General features: G+C 73.8%; 17 protein-coding genes. 12 read left to right on the top strand and 5 right to left on the bottom strand.

Translation table 11 applies throughout. From position 1 onward, the window contains the following. Positions 1 to 55: 55 nt before the first annotated feature. Positions 56 to 754, bottom strand: a complete 699-nt coding sequence (locus DZA62_RS05545; protein ID WP_198663451.1) for a response regulator — start codon at positions 752 to 754, stop codon at positions 56 to 58. 64 nt (positions 755 to 818) lie between these two features. Continuing rightward, positions 819 to 1,973, bottom strand: a complete 1,155-nt coding sequence (locus DZA62_RS05540) for a sensor histidine kinase (RefSeq protein WP_116947795.1) — start codon at positions 1,971 to 1,973, stop codon at positions 819 to 821. Positions 1,974 to 2,069: 96 nt separating this feature from the next. On the opposite strand from DZA62_RS05540, the gene DZA62_RS05535 reads away from it, so the two are divergent. The 11 genes from DZA62_RS05535 to DZA62_RS05485 are packed head-to-tail and all read left to right on the top strand — an operon-like array spanning position 2,070 to position 14,752. After that, the gene (locus DZA62_RS05535; protein WP_116947794.1) at positions 2,070 to 3,590 is read left to right on the top strand and encodes a 3' terminal RNA ribose 2'-O-methyltransferase Hen1; all 1,521 of its coding nucleotides are present in this window, start codon (positions 2,070 to 2,072) and stop codon (positions 3,588 to 3,590) included. Next, entirely contained in the window at positions 3,587 to 6,157 is a 2,571-nt protein-coding gene (locus tag DZA62_RS05530) for a polynucleotide kinase-phosphatase (RefSeq protein WP_116947793.1), read from the top strand. Before DZA62_RS05535 ends, DZA62_RS05530 begins: the two co-directional genes overlap by 4 nt. A gap of 56 nt (positions 6,158 to 6,213) precedes the next feature. After that, a complete protein-coding gene (locus DZA62_RS05525; RefSeq protein ID WP_116947792.1) occupies positions 6,214 to 6,678 on the top strand; it encodes a MarR family winged helix-turn-helix transcriptional regulator in 465 nt (154 codons plus the stop codon). Further along, positions 6,675 to 7,109, top strand: a complete 435-nt coding sequence (locus DZA62_RS05520; RefSeq protein ID WP_116947791.1) for a MarR family winged helix-turn-helix transcriptional regulator — start codon at positions 6,675 to 6,677, stop codon at positions 7,107 to 7,109. Before DZA62_RS05525 ends, DZA62_RS05520 begins: the two co-directional genes overlap by 4 nt. A gap of 52 nt (positions 7,110 to 7,161) precedes the next feature. Then, positions 7,162 to 8,640, top strand: a complete 1,479-nt coding sequence (locus DZA62_RS05515; RefSeq protein ID WP_198663450.1) for an MFS transporter — start codon at positions 7,162 to 7,164, stop codon at positions 8,638 to 8,640. Further along, positions 8,637 to 10,310: a DUF885 domain-containing protein gene (locus tag DZA62_RS05510; protein WP_116947789.1), complete on the top strand. Its 1,674-nt coding sequence runs from the start codon at positions 8,637 to 8,639 to the stop codon at positions 10,308 to 10,310. Before DZA62_RS05515 ends, DZA62_RS05510 begins: the two co-directional genes overlap by 4 nt. Positions 10,311 to 10,313: 3 nt before the next feature. Next, positions 10,314 to 11,414: a winged helix DNA-binding domain-containing protein gene (locus DZA62_RS05505; RefSeq protein ID WP_116947788.1), complete on the top strand. Its 1,101-nt coding sequence runs from the start codon at positions 10,314 to 10,316 to the stop codon at positions 11,412 to 11,414. Then, positions 11,411 to 11,917 (top strand): GNAT family N-acetyltransferase, encoded by a 507-nt coding sequence (locus DZA62_RS05500; protein WP_198663449.1) that lies wholly within the window; start codon positions 11,411 to 11,413, stop codon positions 11,915 to 11,917. Before DZA62_RS05505 ends, DZA62_RS05500 begins: the two co-directional genes overlap by 4 nt. Positions 11,918 to 11,921: 4 nt before the next feature. Next, positions 11,922 to 12,611, top strand: a complete 690-nt coding sequence (locus DZA62_RS05495) for an HAD family hydrolase (RefSeq protein WP_116947787.1) — start codon at positions 11,922 to 11,924, stop codon at positions 12,609 to 12,611. A 3-nt stretch (positions 12,612 to 12,614) separates the two neighbouring features. Next, positions 12,615 to 13,850, top strand: a complete 1,236-nt coding sequence (locus tag DZA62_RS05490; protein ID WP_116947786.1) for an MFS transporter — start codon at positions 12,615 to 12,617, stop codon at positions 13,848 to 13,850. Then, the gene (locus DZA62_RS05485) at positions 13,847 to 14,752 is read left to right on the top strand and encodes a serine/threonine dehydratase (RefSeq protein WP_198663448.1); all 906 of its coding nucleotides are present in this window, start codon (positions 13,847 to 13,849) and stop codon (positions 14,750 to 14,752) included. The genes DZA62_RS05490 and DZA62_RS05485 overlap by 4 nt, the downstream gene beginning before the upstream one ends. On the opposite strand, the gene DZA62_RS05480 is transcribed toward DZA62_RS05485, so the two are convergent. Next, positions 14,749 to 15,600, bottom strand: a complete 852-nt coding sequence (locus DZA62_RS05480) for a hypothetical protein (RefSeq protein ID WP_116947784.1) — start codon at positions 15,598 to 15,600, stop codon at positions 14,749 to 14,751. The genes DZA62_RS05485 and DZA62_RS05480 overlap by 4 nt on opposite strands. Before the next feature lie 52 nt (positions 15,601 to 15,652). Between DZA62_RS05480 and DZA62_RS05475 the strand changes: the two genes are divergently transcribed. After that, the gene (locus tag DZA62_RS05475; RefSeq protein ID WP_198663447.1) at positions 15,653 to 16,264 is read left to right on the top strand and encodes a DUF6624 domain-containing protein; all 612 of its coding nucleotides are present in this window, start codon (positions 15,653 to 15,655) and stop codon (positions 16,262 to 16,264) included. On the opposite strand, the gene DZA62_RS05470 is transcribed toward DZA62_RS05475, so the two are convergent. Continuing rightward, positions 16,261 to 18,096 carry a beta-propeller domain-containing protein gene (locus DZA62_RS05470; protein WP_157987499.1) on the bottom strand — a complete coding sequence of 612 codons (1,836 nt, stop codon included), beginning with the start codon at positions 18,094 to 18,096 and terminating at the stop codon, positions 16,261 to 16,263. The two genes, DZA62_RS05475 and DZA62_RS05470, sit on opposite strands and share 4 nt — an antisense overlap. Before the next feature lie 141 nt (positions 18,097 to 18,237). Beyond that, positions 18,238 to 19,485 carry a D-arabinono-1,4-lactone oxidase gene (locus tag DZA62_RS05465; protein WP_232827268.1) on the bottom strand — a complete coding sequence of 416 codons (1,248 nt, stop codon included), beginning with the start codon at positions 19,483 to 19,485 and terminating at the stop codon, positions 18,238 to 18,240. Between the last annotated feature and the right edge of the window lie 16 nt (positions 19,486 to 19,501).

Genomic DNA, 19,501 nt, shown 5'->3' with positions numbered 1-19,501 from the left:
CCAGGAGCGGTGGCCTCGCTCTCAGGAGTGACGAGGCCGGCGACCGGCCGCGAGGTCACGCACCAGCGGAGGTGGAATCGCCCGGTGTGACCAGGCCGGTCTCGTACGCGAGTACGACCGCCTGAACGCGGTCGCGCAGACCGAGCTTGCTGAGCATGCTGCTCACGTGCGTCTTCACGGTGTGCTCGGTGACGAACAGCTCCGCGGCGATCTCGGCGTTGGACAGTCCCCGGGCCACTTGGCGCAGGGTGTCGGTCTCGCGGGCGGTCAGCACGTCGAGCCGGCCGTCGGCGGCGCCCTGACCGGCGCCCGGAGGCGGGCCGCCGCGGCTCACGACGTCGGCGATCAGCCGGCGCGTGACCGACGGCGCCAGCAGCGCCTCGCCGGAGGCGACCACGCGGACCGCCTCGACCAGCTCGTCGCGGCGCATGTCCTTGAGCAGGAACCCGCTGGCGCCGGCCCGCAGCGCGTCGTAGACGTACTCGTCGAGATCGAACGTGGTCAGCACGAGCACCCGGGCGTCGGTCTCGCGGCAGACCGCGGTGGTCGCCTCGATGCCGTCCATGGTCGGCATCCGGACGTCCATCAGCACGACGTCGGGCCGCAGCTCGCGGGCGGCGGCGACGGCCTGGGCGCCGTCCTCGGCCTCGCCGACGACGGCGATGTCGGGCTGGACGTCGAGGATCATCGCGAAGCCGCCACGCACCAGCGCCTGGTCGTCGGCGATCAGCACGCGGATGGTCGGGTCGGGCACGCGCCTCGTTCCCTTTCCCTCGTGGGACTCGCCGCCGTGATGGGACCACGCGGTCGGCGCTCGGTCAATCAAAGCGCAGCGAGGCGGTCACACGGAAGCCCACGCCGCCGGCTCCCGGTCCGGTGTCGAGGGTCCCTCCCGCCGCCGCGACCCGCTCGCGCATGCCGATCAGGCCGTGCCCGCTCCCGTGGCCCGACGGCGTATGCGGTGCGCTCGGCGGGCCGCTGCCGTCGTCGGCGACCTCGATGCGCAGGTGGTCGCCGGTCCAGCTCAGTCGCACGTCGACGCGGCCGGCGGCGGCGTGCTTGACGGTGTTCGTCAGGGACTCCTGGACGATCCGGTACGCCGTCGTCGCGACGTCGGCCGGGACCGGCCGCGGCGCGCCGTCCTCGGTGAGCGTCGCCGCCAGTCCCGCGTCGTTGACCCGCTGGACCAGGCCGGGGAGCGCGTCGAGACCGGGCTGAGGCGCGCGGTCGTCGCCGTCGGCGGTGCGGAGCACGCCGAGCACGCGGCGCAGCTGGGCCAGCGCGTCGCGCGCGGTGCCGGAGATGGCGTCGAACATCTGCTCCGCGCGGTCGGGATCGTGGCGGACGGCGACCGGCCCGGCCTCCGCCTGAACCACGACGAGGCCCATCGAGTGGGCGAGGATGTCGTGCATCTCGCGGGCGATCCGTTCTCGTTCCCGGGTCGCGGCGGTCTCCTGCTCCTGGGTCAGGCGCAGCGCGCGTTCCTCCAGCATGGCGATGCGGTCGCGGCGGGCCCGGGCCGCGGTCCCCAGCGCGTACGCGACCACGAACATGATGCCGATCATGCCGAGGTTCAGTGCCTCGTCGTCGGGGATGACGATCGAGACGGTGATGCCGGCGATCGTCGCCACGACGGCGATCAGCCGCTTCAGCGGCGGCGACAGCGCGGCCAGCGTGTAGGTGGCGACCAGCTGCGAGGCCGGCACGTCGGCCAGCACGTCGGCGCTGGCCAGCACGGTCGTGGAGAGACCGGTGACGGCGGTGACGGCGAACGGGTACTGCCGGCGCCACAGCAGCGGCAGCGCGTTGACCGAGGCGGCCAGCGGCACCCACCAGTACAGCTTGTCGGCCACGCCGGCGTTGAAGATGACGTAGAGGGCGCAGGCGGCCGCGATGACGGCGTCGACGGCGACCGGCGGCAGGCCGCGCGCCCACGCGGCCAGTCGCTCGCCGTACTCGTTCAGTCGCGCCACGTGCCCAGTATCGGGTGTGGCCACCGGCGCCGTCCTCACTCGCAGGAGCGAGAAAACCACATCGTCACCGAGTACCCGGGCGGTCACAATGGTCGGGTGCTGCTGACCCTGACCTCGACCGCGTCCCACGCCAGCGACCTCGGCTACCTGCTGCACAAGCATCCCGAACGGGTGCAGAGCTTCGAGCTGAGCGTCGGCGTCGCGCACGTCTTCTACCCCGAGGCGACCGACGAGCGGTGCACGGTGGCGCTGCTGCTCGAGGTCGACCCGGTCGAGCTGGTGCGCGGGCGGCGGTTCGGCGGCGACGCGCTCAGCCTCGCGCAGTACGTCAACGACCGGCCGTACGCGGCGTCGTCGATGCTGTCGGTGGCGCTGGGCCGGGTGTTCGGGTCGGCGCTGAAGGCACGCTGCGACGCGCGGCCCGAGCTGGTGGGCGTGCCGCTGCCGCTCGAGGTGCACGTCCCGGCGCTGCCGTCGCGCGGTGGAGCCGACGTCGTGGCCGGGCTGTTCGAGCCGCTCGGCTGGTCGGTCGACGCGGAGGTACGGCCCCTGGACCCGGAGCTGCCCGCGTGGGGCGACTCCCGCTACGTCGACGTCACGCTGCGCGGCACGCTGCCACTGGACCACGCGCTGTCGCACCTCTACGTGCTGCTGCCGGTGCTCGACGGCGCCAAGCACTACTGGGTGAGCAGCGACGAGGTCGACAAGCTGATCCGCAGCGGCGGGTCCTGGCTGCAGGGGCACCCCGAGCGCGACGCGATCGTCAAGCGCTACCTCGCGCACAAGCGCGGCTTCGTCGCCGACGCGCTGGCCCGGCTGGCCGAGCTGGACGAGGCGGCCGACTCCGCCGACTCCGCCGATGAGGTCGTCGACGAGACGGAGGAGGTCGATCCGCCGGCGGCGGTGCCGCTCGTGACGCTGCGCAGGGCGGCCGTCGTCGAGCAGCTCCGGGCGGCCGGCGCGCAGCGCGTCGTCGACCTCGGCTGCGGTGAGGGAGCGCTGCTGCGCGAGCTGCTGGCCGACGCGTCGTTCACCGAGATCGTCGGCGCCGACGTCGCGCCGCGCGTCCTGGAGAAGGCGGCCGACCGGCTGCGGCTGGACCGCATGGGCGATCGCCAGCGGTCGCGCATCACGCTGCTGCAGTCCTCGGTCACCTACCGCGACGACCGGCTGGCCGGCTTCGACGCCGTCGTGCTCATGGAGGTCGTCGAGCACGTCGACCCCGAGCGTCTGCCCGACCTCGAGCGGTCGGTGTTCGGGCACGCGCGGCCCCGCACGGTCGTCGTCACCACGCCGAACATCGAGTACAACGTGCTGTTCCCGGGGATGTCCGAGGGCGCGCTGCGGCACCAGGACCACCGGTTCGAGTGGACCCGGGCCGAGTTCGCCGGCTGGGCGGAGCGGGTCGCCGCCGCGCACGGGTACACCGTCGCCCACGCGCCGGTGGGTGAGCCCCACCCCGACGCCGGGCCGCCGACGCAGCTCGCGACGTTCACCCGGACGGAGGTGCCCAGGGAGGCTCATGCGGCACCGACGGCCTCGGCGAGACCGGAGGTCCCGCCGAGTCGCCGGTCCAGACCGATTGCCGACTGGAGCGATGGAGGTACAGCCGCATGAGCCGACCGACTGAGGTCACAGTGAGCAGCATCGCCATCCCGCAGCTGTGCCTCGTCGCCCTGGTCGGTGCGTCCGGCTCGGGCAAATCGACGTTCGCGGCGCACCAGTTCGGCCGGTTCGAGGTCGTGTCCAGTGACTTCTGCCGCGGCCTCGTCGCCGACGACGAGAACGACCAGACGGTCAGCGCCGACGCGTTCGACGTCCTCCACTACATCGCCGGCAAGCGGCTGGCCGGCGGCCGGCTCACCGTCGTCGACGCCACCAACGTGCAGCGCGAGGCGCGGCGCCAGATCGTCGAGCAGGCCTTGGCACACGACGTGCTGCCGATCGCGATCGTCCTCGACGTCCCCGAGAGCGTCTGCCTCGAGCGCAACCGGGACCGTCCGGACCGCGACTTCGGCCCGCACGTCGTCCGGCGGCAGCGCGACCAGCTGCGCCGGTCGCTGCGCGGGCTGGCGAAGGAGGGCTTCCGGCAGGTCCACGTGCTGCGCTCGGTCGAGGAGATCGAGTCGGTCACGGTCGTGCGGGAGCGGCTGTACAACGACCGGCGCGACGAGCACGGCCCGTTCGACGTCATCGGCGACGTTCACGGCTGCCGGTCCGAGCTGGAGGCGCTGCTCGACCGGCTCGGCTACGCCGTCGTGCGCGACGATGCCGGGCACGCCGTCGACGCCGTCCACCCCGAGGGCCGCCGGGCGATCTTCCTCGGCGACCTCGTCGACCGCGGCCCCGACAGCCCGGGCGTCCTGCGACTGGCCATGGGCATGACGGCGGCCGGACACGCGCTGGCCGTCCCCGGCAACCACGAGCACAAGCTGATCCGCGCGCTGAGCGGCAAGCAGGTGAAGATCGGGCACGGGCTGGCCGAGACGCTGGAGCAGCTGGAGCAGCAGCCGAGGGAGTTCCGCGACGCCGCGCTGCGCTGGTGCCGCGACCTCGTCTCGCACCTCGTCCTCGACGACGGGCAGCTGGTGGTCGCGCATGCCGGACTCAAGGAGGCCTACCACGGGCGGGCGTCCGGCCGGGTGCGGGCGTTCGCGCTCTACGGCGACACCACCGGTGAGACCGACGAGTTCGGCCTGCCGGTGCGCTACCCGTGGGCCAACGACTACCGCGGCCGCGCGATGGTGCTGTACGGCCACACGCCGACGCCGGAGCCCGAGTGGGTCAACAACACGATGTGCCTCGACACCGGCTGCGTGTTCGGCGGGCATCTCACGGCACTGCGCTATCCGGAGCGCGAGGTCGTCCAGGTGCCGGCCGAGCAGGTCTGGTACGAGCCGGTCAAGCCGCTGACTCCGGCCGCGTCGGTGCCGTCGCGTGGCGGTGACGACCTCGACCTCACCGATGTGCTCGGGAGGCGGGTGGTCGAGACCGCGCACCACGGCCGGGTCTCGGTGCGCGCCGAGAACGCGGCCGGCGCGCTCGAGGTGATGAGCCGGTTCGCGCTGCACCCGCGCTGGCTGCCGTACCTGCCGCCGACCATGGCGCCGGTCGCGACGTCGCCGCTGCCGGACCTGCTGGAGCACCCGGCCGAGGCGTTCGCCGCCTACGCCGCCGACGGCGTCGAGCAGGTGGTCTGCGAGGAGAAGCACATGGGCTCGCGCGCCGTCGTGCTGGTCTGCCGCGACCACGAGACGGCGACCCGCCGGTTCGGCGCGCCGGCCGGCGAGACCGGCGCGGTGTACACGCGCACGGGACGGTCGTTCTTCTCGTCCGGCCTGACGGCTGCCCTGCTGGACGGTGTGCGGGCGGCCGTGGACACCGCCGGGCTGTGGGACGAGCTCGGGACCGGCTGGCTGCTGCTCGACGCCGAACTCCTGCCCTGGTCGGCGAAGGCGGAGTCGCTGCTGCGCGGCCAGTACGCGTCCGTCGCGGCGGCGGCGCGCTCGGCGCTGCCCGCGGCGGTGACGGAGCTGACGCGTGCGGCGTCGCGCGGACTCGACGTCTCGGCGCTGCTCGACCGTACGACGGCGCGGTCGGACAACGCGGCGGCCTTCACCGACGCGTACCGGCGCTACGTCTGGCCGGTCGACGGGCTCGACGGCGTGCAGCTGGCGCCGTTCCAGCTGCTCGCCTCGGAAGGCGCGACGTGGCACGACCGGCCGCACCTGTGGCACCTGGGGCTGGCCGACCGGCTGGTCGCCGCCGACCCCGTCCTGTTCCGGCCGACCCGGCGCCTGGAGGTGACCCCGTCGTCGGCGTCGTCGGTCGCGGCCGGGGTCGAGTGGTGGACGCAGCTCACCGGCAGCGGGGGCGAAGGCATGGTCGTCAAGCCGGCGGCCAACCTCGTCCGCGGCCGGAAGGGGCTGGTGCAGCCGGGGCTCAAGGTGCGAGGGCGCGAGTACCTGCGCATCATCTACGGTCCCGATTACACGCTGCCGGCCAACCTCGATCGGCTGAAGGACCGCGGGCTCGGGCACAAGCGATCCCTGGCGCTGCGTGAGTACGCGCTCGGGCTGGAGTCGCTGGAGCGACTGGCCCGGGCCGAGCCGCTGTGGCGGGTGCACGAGCCGGTCTTCGCCGTCCTGGCGCTCGAGTCGGAGCCGGTCGACCCACGGCTCTGACCCGACGGAATAAATGGTTGCCGTGGACATAATGTCCACGTACAGTTTTTTCGGTGATGAAGAAGAACCCGACCGCGGGCTACCTCGTCTGGCGGCTCGCCACCAAGTGGGGCGGGCTGCTGGATCGGGCGCTCTCGCCGCTCGGGCTCACTCAGGCGCAGTACTCCGTGCTCGCCACCTTGTACGGCGTCAGCCGTGACGGCGGACAGCCCAGCCAGCGGGAGCTGTCCGACCACACCGGCCTCGACCCGGTCTTCGTCTCCAAGCTGGTGCGCACGCTCGAGGGCAACGGCCTGCTGCGCCGCACCGCCGACCCGTCCGACTCCCGCGCCGTCCGCCTCACCCTCACCGACCGCGGCGCCGATGCCGCCCGAGCCGCCATCGACCGCGTCATGACGCTGCAGACCCAGCTCACCGAGCCGCTCGGCGGGCCCGGCAGCGACCAGACCCGCGAGCTCGTCGCCACCCTCACGACGCTGCTCGACGCGCCACCGCCGCCCGACCCCGGGAGGAACCCGTGATCATCACCCCGCTCGTCGGTGTCGACATCGGCGCCGCAGCCAAGGCCGTCCACTCCCTGCTCGGCGTGGTCCTCGACGCCAAGGGCGTCACGCTCGCCGAATGGGTCGCCCTGCGCACCCTGGGCACCGCGCCGGACCGCGTGTCGCAGCCGTCCCTGCGCGACGGTCTCGTCCTCGCCCTCGACATCGCACCCACAGAGGCCGTCGCGGTGCTCTGCGCCCTGGAGGATCGAGGGCTGCTGGCCTACGACAGCTACGAGCAGGTCGGGCTCACGCCGGCCGGCCGGGCGCAGCACGACGAGCTGCACGCCGGGGTGGTCGCGGTGACGACGCAGGTGTATCAGGGCATCGACGCCGCGGAGCTGGCCACCACGCGGAGGGTGCTCGCCACCGTGGCCGCCCGGGCCGCGGAGCTGCGCTCCGAGTTCTAGGTCCGACGCCGGGCTTGACCTCAACTTCGATTGAGGTTGTTGGCTGTGGGGCGTGACCACCGAGACCCCTCGCCGGGCCCGCGCCGGACTGGCTGTGCTGTGCGTCGTCTCCGTGCTGGCGTCGCTGGAGCTGACCGTCACCCATCTCGCGCTGCCGGCCATCGACGCCGATCTGCGGCCGTCCGCGACGCAGCTGCTCTGGATCGTCGACGTCTACGCGTTCCTGCTGGCCGGCTCGACGCTGGCGCTGGGCGCCCTCGGCGACCGGATCGGCCGGCGGCGGCTGCTGATGATCGGGGCCGGTGCGTACGGCGTGCTCTCCGCGCTCGCCGCCTATGCGCCCACGCCGGAGCTGCTCATCGCGGCGCGCGCTCTGCTCGGAGTCGCCGGGGCGACGCTGATGCCGTCGGCGTTCGCCTTGGCGGCGACCATGTTCCGCGACGCGCGGCAGCGGGCCGTCGCCCTCGGGATCGTGGTCGCCAGCGTGGCGGGTGGTACGGCGGTCGGGCCGCTGGTCGGCGGCGCGCTGCTGGAGCGGTTCTGGTGGGGCTCGGTCTTCCTGCTCGGCGCGCCGGTGATGGTGCTGATCCTCGTCCTCGGCCCGGTGCTGCTGCCGGAGCACCGGGCCGCCCGCTCCGCGCCGATCGACCTCCTCAGCGTCGGGTTGTCGCTGGCCGCCGTGCTGCCACTGGTGTGGGGGCTGAAGGAGATCGTGGCCGACGGGGTGGGCGCGGCCGCCCTGGGCGCCGTCGTCGCCGGACTGGTCGTCGGCGTCGTCTTCGTCGCGCGGCAGCGGAGTCTCGCGGACCCCGTCGTCGACGTGCGGCTGTTCCGCGATCCGGCGTTCTCGGTGATCGTGGCGACGCTGACGCTCGGGATCTTCGTGCTCTGGGCCGCGAACTACTACGTCGCCCAGTACCTGCAGTTGGTCCAGGACCTCGACCCGCTCGAGGCGGGACTGTGGACGGCGCCGTCGGCGTTCGGGGTGATCGCGGGCTCGCTGCTCGCGCCGCGGCTGACGCGGCGGATCCGGCCGGGCGTGGTCATCGGTGCCGGGCTGACGGTGTCAATGGTGGGCTTCGTGCTGCTCACCCAGCTGACGGCCACCTCGGGACTGGGCCTGGTGGTGGCCGGTTCGGTGACGGTGTCGGCGGGGCTCGGCCCGCTGATGGCGCTGGCCACGGACCAGGTCGTCGGGGCGGCGCCGCCGGAGCGGGCCGGTGCGGCCGCGGCGCTCTCGTCCATGGCGCCGCAGCTCGGCGGCGCGCTGGGCATCGCCGTCCTGGGCAGCGTGGTGGCGGCGGTGTTCCGGAGCGCGGACACCGGGGCGGACACGCTCGGCGCGGCAGTCGCGTCGGCCGAGGACCCGGCCGTGCTGGCGGCCGCGCGAGAGGCGTTCACCGACGGCATCGCCGTCGCCGCGACGGTGAGCGCCGTGCTCGTGTCGGCGCTGGCGATATCCGTTGTCACGTTGTCGGCCCGCCGGGATAGCGTCGTGCCCACGCATCGACCCCGTGGGAGATCCGCATGACCATCGCACAGCTCGCCGACGAGCTCATCGACGCCCTGTTCGACGCGGCCCCGGTCGAAGCATCGCTGCTGGGCTTCCGCGACCGCGAGGACCAGCTCACCGACTACACCGAGGCCGGCGAGTCGGCGGCCGACGCCCGGCTGGCCGGCATCGCGGCGCGCGCCGAAGCCGTCGACCCGGCCGGGCTCGACGACACCGACCGCATCACACGGGCGGTCATCCTGCAGCAGGCCGAGACCGAGCGCGACCGCCTGGCCGTGCGCGGTGTCGAGTACACCGTCACCGACTCCTTCTTCGCGCCGGCGCCCGCCACGCTCTCGTTCCTGCCGATGACCGGCATCACCGAGCCCGCCCACGCCGACGGCTACCTCGCCCGGCTGGCCGGGCTGCCGGCGCTGCTCGACGCCATCGCCGAGCGGCACCGCGCGGGCATCGCCGCCGGCCGGCTGCCCGTGCGCCGGCTGGCCGAGGCCACCGCCGAGCACTTCACCCGCTACCTCGCCAGCCCCGACGACGACCCGCTCCGCCGGCCCGAGCCGGCACCCGGCAGCGGCGCCGACGCCGCGGCGTTCCGCGCCGAGCGCGACCGCCTGCTCGCCGAGGTCGTCCACCCCGCCATCGGCCGCTACCGCGACGCCGTCGCCGCCGAGGTCGCGCCGCACGGCCGGCCCGACGATCGCGCCGGCCTGTGCTGGCTGCCGGGCGGCGACGACTACTACGCCAAGCTCACCAAGGGCCACACCACGACCACCCGCACGCCCGACCAGCTGCACCAGACCGGTCTCGACGTGCTGGCCGGTCTCACCGAGGAGTACGCCGCCGTCGGCGGCCGGGTCTTCGGCACCGCCGAGCTGGGCGAGATCCTGCGGCGCCTGCGCACCGACCCGGCCATGCGCTGGCGCGACGCCGACGAACTCCTGGGCGCCGCCCGCTCGGCCATCCGGCGGGCCGAGCAGGTCGCACCGCAGTGGTTCGGCCGGCTGCCGTCGCAGAGCTGCGTCGTCGAGGCGGTGCCCGCGGCCGAGGCGCCGGGCGCTCCGGGCGCCTACTACATGCAGCCGGCCATGGACGGCAGCCGTCCGGGCACCTACTTCGCCAACACCCACGAGGCCGAGAAACGCGACCGCTACAGCGCCGAGGCCGTCGCGTTCCACGAGGGCGTTCCCGGCCACCATTTCCAGCTCACCATCGCCCAAGAGCTCGCCGACCTCCCGCTGCTGCGCCGGCTCGCCTCCGTCACCGCCTTCGACGAGGGCTGGGGCCTCTACGCCGAGCGGCTGGCCGACGAGATGGGCCTGTACTCCGACGACATCGCCACGCTGGGCATGCTCAGCGAAGACTCCATGCGGGCCTGCCGGCTGGTCGTCGACACCGGGCTGCACGCCAAGGGCTGGAGCCGGCAGCAGGCGGTCGACTTCATGGTCGCCAACACCGCCACCAGCCGGGTCGAGATCGAGACCGAGGTCGACCGCTACATCTCCGCACCCGGCCAGGCGCTGGCGTACATGGTCGGGCGGCTCGAGATCCAGCGCATCCGCGCCGCCGCCGCGGCCACCCTCGGCGACCACTTCGACCTGCGCGCCTTCCACGACGTCGTGCTGGGCAACGGCCCGCTGCCGATGAGCGTGCTCGACGACGTCGTCGGCACCTGGGCTTCGCGGCCGGGCTGAGGCGTGGACGGCCTCCAGCTCGCGCGCCGCCGCACCGGCACCGTCGGGCTGGGCAGCGCGCAGCCGGCCCCGTTCAACGGCGCCGCCGACGTCGTCGGCTGGTTCGGTGCGCTGCAGTCGCAGGACTACCACCCGGCCAAGTGGGCGGTCGCCCAGCGACTCGGCACCGGCGTCACCGACGCCGACCTCGACCGCGCCTTCGACGACGGCCTCATCCTGCGCACCCATGTGCTGCGCCCGACCTGGCACTTCGTCACGCCGGCCGACATCCGCTGGCTGCTGGAGCTGACCGCGCCGCGCGTGCACGCGCTGAACGCCTACGCGTACCGGGCGACCGACCTCGACGCCGGGGTCCTGCGCCGCGCCACCGACCTCATCGCCGACGCCCTCGCGGGCGGGAACCATCTCACCCGCGCCGAGGTCGCGACCATGCTGGACCGCAACGGCATCACCGCAGCGCGGGTCCGGCTCGGCTACATCCTCATCCACGCCGAACTCGAGCGGGTCATCTGCAGCGGCCCGCTCCACGGCAAGCAGCACACCTATGCCCTGCTCGACGAGCGCGCGCCGCAGGCGCCGAGCCTGGATCGCGAGGCGGCGCTGGCCGAGGTGGTCCGCAGGTTCTTCGCCAGTCACGGCCCGGCGACGGTGAAGGATCTGTCGTGGTGGTCCAGTCTCACTCGCGCCGACATCGCCACCGGGCTGGCGCTCGCCGGCGATGCCCTCGAGAGCATCGAGGTCGACGGCCTCACCTACTGGTTCGCGCCTGACGACCCTCCGCCGCCGGCTCCGTCGCCGTCGGTGCGGCTGCTGCAGGCGTACGACGAGTACATCGTCGGCTACACCGGGAGCAAGTACCTGCTCGACCTCAGCGGCCTGGTCGCCGCGGCGACCGACAAGCTCGCCCTGCCCAACGGCGTCATCACGGTCGACACCCAGGTGGCCGGCCGGTGGAAGCGCACCGTCCGCAAGCACGAGGTCACCGTCGACGCCGTGCTGTACCGGCCGTTCGACGCCGCCGAGTCGCGGGCGTTGCAGGTCGCGGCCGACGACCTCGGCGCGTTCCTGGGAGCGCGCGCGGTCGTCGCGGTGAGCGTGCTGTGAGCGGGGGACGCATCGTCGCCGGCCCGTGCGATCTCGTGCCCCTGACCGTCGACGACGCTGCCGACATGGTCGACGTGCTGAGCGACCCAGCGCTCTACACGTTCATCGGCGGGGCTGCGCCGACGCTGCCGCAGCTGCGCGAGCGCTACACCCGGCAGGTGGCCGGCCGGTCCCTCGACGGACGGCAGCAGTGGCACAACTGGATCGTCCGCCGCCGGTCCGACGACCACGCCGTCGGCTACGTCCAGGCGACCATCACCGACGAGGGCCGGCAGGCGGAGATCGCCTGGGTGGTCGGCACCGCGTTCCAGGGGCACGGCTACGCCACCGCGGCGGCCGCCGCCCTGGTCGGCTGGCTCGACCAGCGCGGCGTCGAGACCATCACCGCACACGTGCACCCCGACCACCGCGCGTCCATGGCGGTCGCCGAGCGGGCCGGACTCCGGCCCACCGACCAGTACGAGGACGGCGAGCGGCTCTGGATCCGGCCCGTCGTAGGGTGAGGACGTGGCTGAGCTCGCGGCGGTGGTGTTCGATCTCGACGACACGCTCTTCGACCACTCCGGATCCGCGGCCCGCGGCTTCGGCAGCTGGCTGGCCACCTTCCACGGACCGGCAACCCCTGAGCTGACGACGGCCTGGTTCGAGCTGCAGGACCGCCACTTCGCCGCCTGGCGCGACGGCCACGTCAGCATGATCGAGCAGCGGCGCCGGCGCATCGGCGGGTTGTTCGAACTGCTCGGCCGCCCGGCGCCGGGGCCGTCCGGCCTCGACGCGCTCTGGGGCGAGTACTTCACCGCCTACCGGTCGGGCTGGCAGCGCTTCGACGACGCCGAGGCGGCCGTCGAGCTCGTGGCCGCCGCCGGGCTGCGCACCGGCATCCTCACCAACGGCCCCGAAGACATGCAGCACGACAAGCTCGCCGTCATCGGGCTCACCGGGCGGGTCGGCCCGGTGCTCACGGCCGAGGCGCTGGGCAGCGCGAAGCCCGACCCGCGCGCCTACGCGGGCCTGTGCGCCGAGCTCGGCCTCGACCCGGCCACCATCCTCTACGTCGGCGACGACCACCGGCTCGACGTCGTCGCCGCTCGCGCCGCCGGACTGCGTGCCGTCCACCTCGACCGTCGCGGCACCGGACCGGCCGGCGAACGCGATCGCCTCTCGTCGCTGCACGACCTCGCCGCGCACCTCTCCTAGGAGGTGCCGGCCGCGGCGCAGTCCTGGCGCGGCCCGTTCCTGCGCTACCTCGCCGGCCGCGGACTCTCACTGGCCGGCAGCACACTGGCGACGATCGTGCTGGCGTTCGCCGTGCTCGACGCGGGCGGCGACGCGTTCGCCGTCGGGCTGGTGCTGACGACGTCGGTGCTGACGCAGGCGCTCGGGCTGCCGGTCGCCGGGGTGCTGGCCGATCGTGCGCCTCGGCGGAGGGTCGTCGTCGCCGCGAACGTCGCGCTCGCCGTCGCCCAGACGACGATGGGTCTGCTGCTGGTGATCGCGCCGGACCGGGTGCCGATGGTGGCGTTCGTCGCCGCGGCCGCCGTGTCCGGTGCGGCGGCCGCGGCCACGAAGCCGGCGCTGCAGGGCATCGTCGTCGAGCTGGTGCCGCCGGAGTCGCGGCAGTCCGCCAACGCGTGGCACCGCCTGGTCGTGAACGTGGCCCGGGTCGGCGTGCCCGGGCTGGGCGGGGTGCTCGCCGCGGCCGTCGGCTTCGGACCGGTGCTGATCGGCGCCGGCGCCGCGTTCGTGGCGAGTGCCGTCGTGCTGGCGACCCTCCCTCTGGGCGTGGTCCGGGCCGCGCCGGCGACGTGGTGGGCGGACGCCCGAGAGGGTGGGGCGGCGGTCGCCGGGCGGACGTGGATGTGGACCTACCTGCTGTCCGGCGCTGTGGGCGTCCCGCTCTGGCTGGCCGGCTACCAGCTGCTCGGACCGGTGATCGCGGCCCAGCGACCGGCCGGCCTTCAGTTCTGGGGCTGGGCGGTGTCGGCGTTCGTGGTCGGCATGCTGGCCGGCTCGCTGGTCGCGCTGCGGTGGCGGCCGCGCCGGCCCATGCTCGCGACGGTGGCCGTGCTGCTCGCCTGGCCGCTGCCGCTCGCCGTGCTGGCGTTGGACGTGCACCTGGCCTGGGTGCTGGTGCCGATGGCGATCAGCGGGCTGGCGCTCGACCTGTCGATCGTGTTCTTCGAGACCGCGCGGCAGCAGCACGTGCCGGAGCGGCTGATCGGGCGGGTCACGTCGATCGGGCAGCTCAGCGAGCTGGCCCTGGTGCCGGTCGGGTACCTGCTCGGCGGATCGGTGGCCGACCGGATCGGCCCCGCCCCGGTGCTGTGGGGCTGCGTCGCCGGCCTGGTGGGATGCACGGCCGCGCTGTTCGCCGTGCGCGACATCAGGACCCTGACGTGGCGCCTGGAGCCGGAAGGGCACAAGGTGGGACGGTGACGACGTCGACGAACCTGCCCGGTCCGGCCGCCGTGGCCGCCGCCGCGGCGACCATCGCCCCGTACATCCGCCACACGCCGCTGCTGCGCGCCGAGCTCGACGGGCGACCACTGCTGCTGAAGCTCGAGCACCTGCAGCGCAGCGGATCGTTCAAGCTGCGCGGTGCGTTGACGGCGCTGCTCGGCGGCGACCGGCCGGAGCAGGTCGTGACGGCGTCCGGCGGCAATCACGGCCTCGGGGTCGCGACGGCGGCCGGGCTGCTCGGACTGCCCGCGACGGTGTACGTCCCGGAGACCGTGCCGGCCACGAAGGCGCGGCGCATCGAGGAGACCGGCGCACGGCTGATCCGGCACGGCGGCACGTACGCCGAGGCGGCCGCGGCGGCGACGGACGCGGCCGCCGCACCCGGTGCGCGGTACCTGCCCGCCTACGACCATCCTGACGTCATCGCCGGTCAGGGCACCGTCGCCGCCGAGGTGGTGGCCGAGGCGCCGGACGTCGACGCGGTGGCGGTCGCGGTGGGCGGGGGCGGGTTGGCGGCCGGCACCGCGCTGGCCGCCGGCGGGCGCACCACCGTCGCCGTCGAGCCGGAGCACTGCAGCGCCCTGCACCAGGCGCTGGCCGCGGGTGAGCCGGTCGACGCGGCGGTCGACTCGGTCGCGTCGTCGGCGCTGGGCGCCACCCGGGTGGGCGAGCTGCCGTTCATGATCCTGACGGCGGCGCCGGTGCGGTCGGTGCTGGTCACCGACGACGAGCTGCTGGCCGCGCGGGACCGGCTGTGGGACGAGTTCCGGCTGCTGGTCGAACCGGCCGCCGCTGTGCCGTTCGCCGCCTGGCTGGCCGGGCGGGTCCCCGGCGAGCTGCCGTGCATCGTGCTCTGCGGCGCGAACACCGATCGTTAGCCCACGCCGTCCAGCCTGGTCAGCTCGTCGGCACGCCGCCGCAGCAGTGCCGAGCCGGGCACCGGCTCCTCGCCGGCGGGGGTGGTGTCGAGGCCGCGGTCGCGCAGGACGGCCATGGCGGCGGTGTACTCCGCCTGCAACGCCGCCTGGTCATCGGCCGGCAGGTGCTCGAACGCGTCGAGCAGCCGGTCCTGGCCTGCCAGGGTCGCGCTCTCGAGCTGACGCCGCCGTCGCAGCCGCCGGGTCTCCGGGTCCTCCGGCCCACGCGGCGGCCGTGTCCTCGCCCGGAGCAGCAGGAACAGCACCAGCACGCTGACCGCCGCGCACAGGACGCACACCACGACCCAGCCCAGCTGCATGCCGTCGCCCCCCGCGGCCTCGAGCATCCGGACGGCGACCGCGACCGTGATCAGCGCCTGGTACCCGGCCGCGTAGAACAGGTCCTTCCGCTCCGGCACCGGCCGGCCGCGCAGGACCGGCCAGACCCAGAGGACCCAGCACCCGGTGCTCACCAGCATCAGGGCGCCCACCAGGCTGTGGGTCAGGACCAGCTCCAGGTCCCTGAGGGCGAGATCGAACGTGAAGACCGCGCCGATGCTGACGACGAACGTGCTGAACACCATCAGCTCGCGCCGGAGCAGCCGCGTCCAGCGGCTCGTCCCGACCGGCGTGGCCACAGGCGTGCGCAGGGCCGACGCGAGCAGGTTCAGCTCCCGGTGCACCGTGTCGGCGTAGTCCGGCGCGACCGCCAGCACGCGCTCGTCCAACTCGTGCCGCGACTCCTCGAACCGGGCCTCGGGGACCACCGCGGCCCACTGCGCCGCCGTCAGGTCGGTCATGTCGGTCACGCCACGAACCTTATGGGTTCCCGCGGTGTCGTCGCCCGGCCATACTGACTCGATGATCCGCACGGCGCTGCTGCTGCTGGTCCTGCTGGTCACGGCGTGTGCGGGCGACGACGGCGACGCGGGCCCGACGCCGTCGGCCACGCAGCGGGAGCGGGACGAGGAGCTGCGCACGGAGCTGCTGGCGATGATGGAGCAGGACCAGGCCGAGCGCTCCGGCGACGTCGCCGAGTGGAACGACCAGGAGCGCACCGACCGGCTGGCCGAGATCGTCGACGAGCACGGTTGGCCCGGCTCGGACCTGGTCGGCACCGACGGCGCGAGCGCGGCCTGGGTGATCGCCCAACACTCCGACCTCGATCCGGCGTTCCAGCAGCGGGCGCTGGAGCTGATGCGGCCGGCCGCCGAGGCCGGCCTCGCCGACCCCGGTGAGCTGGCCTACCTCGAGGACCGCGTCGGGCTGAACACCGGCGGCGAGCAGGTGTACGGCACGCAGATCGCCTGCGTCGACGGCGTCCCGGAGCCCGCGCCGCTCGCCGACCCGGACACGGTCGACGAGCGGCGGGCGGAGGCCGGGCTGGAGCCGCTGGACGACTACCTCGCCACGCTCGACGAGGCGTGCGCCGCCGAGGCGGAGGCGAGCGCCGGCGCGACCCCGTTCGGCTAGCCGAAGGCCAGCCAGCCGCGCGGCTCCAGGTCGGCCAGCCCGTTCGCCTGCACGCCGTCCTGCCACACCGTGTAGAGCGTGTCGCCGACGACGATCGTGCGGCGCAGCCACGTCCAGCCGTCGCGCGGCGCCTCGGTGCGGCTGACCTGGCCCTGCTCGGTGACGGTGTCGTCGCCCAGCTGGACGACCAGGGCGCTGGACCCCGTCGCCGTCTCGATCGGCACGACGATCTGACCCGTGTCGGCCCAGAACAGGAACGCCTGCGGGTCCCACTCGGTCTGCGACCACGCGTCCGGGACGACGTGGCCGTCGAGCTTCGCCGGGGCCGCGGGGTCGGCGACGTCGAACAGCGAGACCTGCGCGCCGATGGTCTGCCCCTCGGCAGAGGCCTCCTGGCCGACGCCGATGAGCCGGTCGTCGCCGGCGTCGTGCAGGTAGGCCGAGTACCCGGTGATCTTCAGCTCGCCGGTGACCGAGGGGTTCGCCGGGTCGGAGAGGTCGAGCACGTACAGCGGGTCGACCTGCCGGAACGTGACGACGTAGCCGGTGTCGCCGAAGTAGCGGACGGCGTAGATCTGCTCGCCCCTGCCCAGTCCGCCGACCTGTCCCAGCCGGACCAGCCCGTCGTCGCTCTCCTCGAGCGTGTAGAGCCGGCTCTCGCTGGTGTCGGTGGTGCCGGTCCAGGAGTCGAGCGTCGTGGCCACCCGCAGCACACCCTCGTACTCGGACATCGCGTACCGGCCGATGATGCGCCCCTCGACCTCGCCGGAGGCCAGGTACCGCGCGGGCACGTTGCCGGTGATGTCGAACGCGTGGATGCCGGTGGTGATCTCGCCGGGCCGGGGCATCGGCCTGATCGCGCGGTCGTCCGCCCCGAACGGGTCGCCCCATCGGGTCGTCGCGACGTAGAGACGGTCCTGGCTGGCGTAGACGGTGTCGCCGTCGGTCAGCACGCCGACCGTCTCGTCCGGGCTCAGTCCGTCGGCCGGGTCGAACGTCAGCACGCTGAGCGTGGAGTAGCCGGCGAAGTCGTCGGGCCGGCTCAGCCGCTCGCAGTCGACCAGCTGCCCCGTCACGGGCTCGGCGTCGCCGCTGGTGAACGTGTAGGACGGCAGCCAGTCGCCGATGGTGGACTCCTCGACGACGACACGGTTGCGCTCGGTGAGCTCGTCCTCCGGCCGGTTCAGGTCCTCCTCCGTCATCGGGAAGGCGAGGGTGGGATAGGAGGTGACGACCAGTCGCACGGTCTCGTCGATCATGCGGGCGTCGAGGTAGTTGCCGTCGACCTCGAGCCGCGACTCGACCATCGGCGCCGCGGGATCGGAGATGTCGACGACCAGCACCGCGGTCGTGGACGGCGGCCCGCCGCCGGGGTAGTAGCTGACCGCGGCGTCGTAGGCGATCATCGTGTTCTGCCTGACCAGCACGACGACGCGGTCGCCGGCCAGGAACACCGTCGCGTCGGCGTACTCCTGCTCGGCACCCTCGACCAGCGCGAGCCGGCCGAGTTCGCGTGGGGCCGCGCCGGTGACGTCGATGATGCGCAGGTCGCCGCCGGCGGCGGTGACCAGCAGCCGCCCGTCGGTCTTGGCGATGTCGGGCTCGTCGACACCGGCCTCCTGCACGTTGGTGGCGGAGTGTGGCTGGGCCGGCGCCTGCCCGCCGCTGTCCTCGGCCGCGAACGACTCCGCGCCGTCGACGCGCGCCGCCCCGTCCGCCGCGTAGGCGATCATCTCGTTGCCGCCCAGCCCCCACGGCCCGACCCTGTCGCGCGCCTCGTCCTTCAGGTGATCCAGGACGTCCTCACAAGCATCGAAGGACGTCAGCCCCATGACGGCGATCGCACCGTCTTCTTCGTCGTCAGCACCGAACGAGCAACCGGCGAGCATGCCCAAAGAGACAAGGCCGGCAAACCACCGCCTCATGACCGATTCGACGGCGGTGGTCAGCGACAGGTTCCGTGACTGCCGAGGTCAACCGACGTAACGGTCGAGGAAAACGTTGCCGAACCGCCCGTCCGGGTCGTACTCGCCGCGCAGCCGGCGGAAGTCGGCCAGCCGCGGGTAGCGCTCGCGCACCTGCTCGGGCGCGACGGTGAACAGCTTGCCCCAGTGTGGCCGGGCGTCGTACGGGGCCAGCGCGCGCTCGATCTCGGCCAGCACCGGGCGGACGCCGTCGGGGTCCTTCTTCCAGGTGAAGTGGAAGCCCACGACGTCGCGGCCGTACGACGAGCTGAGCCAGAGGTCGTCGGCGGCGGCCGTGCGCAGTTCGCAGACCTGCAGCACCGGCGCGATGCGATCGGCCAGCGTCGAGATCGCGCCGAACGCCTCGACGCCGTGCTCGCGCGGCACCAGGAACTCCGACTGCAGCTCCTCGCCGCTGCTCGGGGTGAACTCCAGCCGGAAGTGCGGCAGCCGGTCGTACCACGGGCCGGGCACGCCGCGCTGCTCCGTGCAGTTGACGGCCGGCATGCCGGGGACCGGGTTGCGGGGGGCGTCGGCCAGCCGTGCGCCCATCCAGGCCGGGTCCGGTGTCCATTCGCCGTCGCCGGTGCGGTGCTTGACCCAGCTGCGGGTCGTGCCGGCCCAGTCGGTGAACACGCTGACGCTGTACGCGGCCGCGAAGATCTCGTCGAACCGCTCGGCGACGGTGTCCAGGGCGAGGTCGTCGTAGACCACCTGCCGCACGTCGAACGCGGGCACGACGTCCAGCGTCACCGCCGCCACGACGCCGAGCGCACCGAGCGCCACGACCGCGCCGGCGAAGTCCGGCTCGCCGCGGCGCAGCGTCACCAGCTCGCCGTCGGCGCGGACCAGGTGCAGCGCCGCCACCGCCGTCGCGAGGTTGCCGTTGCCGTCGCCGGACCCGTGCGTGGCCGTCGCGACCGCGCCGGCCACCGAGATGTGCGGCAGCGAGCCGAGGTTGTGCAGCGCCCAGCCCTGCCGGTGCAGCTCCTCGGCGACGTCGCCGTAGCGCAGCCCGGCCGCGACCGTCACCGTCCGCGCCGCCGCGTCGACGTCGATCCGCGCCGGCAGCCCGGCCACGGACACCAGCTCGCCGGTCGTGTCGGCGACGTCGCTGAACGAGTGCCGGCTGCCCAAGGCCCGGATCCGCTCGGTTCGTGCGACGAGATCCTGCAGCTCCTCGACCGACGACGGCGCGTGGATCCGTGCCGCGCCGTAGGTGACGTTGCCCGCCCAGTTCGACCGCTCCGCGCTCACAGCGAGCAGCGTACGG

The organism is Jiangella endophytica (assembly GCF_003427025.1).
GTDB classification, from domain to species: Bacteria; Actinomycetota; Actinomycetes; order Jiangellales; family Jiangellaceae; genus Jiangella; species Jiangella endophytica.
The sequence above is the reverse complement of the archived record's forward strand: the minus strand, read 5'-3'. Positions and strand labels throughout refer to the sequence as shown.